Below are 271 nucleotides of genomic sequence, written 5' to 3' on the forward strand. Positions count from 1 at the left end.
AGCACTTTTGTGACAGCGGCGATGCCTGCTGCCGATTCCCCATGTCCGATATTTGATTTGACAGACCCGATGAGACATGTTTCAGGAACATCACCGAATGCATCGGTTAAAGCCCGGATTTCAATCGGATCGCCTAATTTTGTCCCTGTCCCGTGCGCTTCCACATAGCTGATCTGGCCCGGAGATACCCCCGCCTCCTGTAAAGCTTGAGAAATAACTTCGCTCTGCGCCTTGGGGTTCGGTACGGTGTAACCGCTCGCTCTTCCGCCGT

At 53.9% G+C, this 271-nt stretch carries 1 protein-coding gene; it reads right to left on the minus strand.

Features of this window, described 5'->3' with window-relative positions:
- Nucleotides 1-271 (minus strand): hypothetical protein (locus R0K30_RS22035; RefSeq protein WP_410612981.1); only part of this gene is annotated, 271 nt, incomplete at both ends.

This window comes from Bacillus sp. SIMBA_154, from assembly GCF_046536015.1.
Lineage (GTDB): Bacteria > Bacillota > Bacilli > Bacillales > Bacillaceae > Bacillus > Bacillus pumilus_P.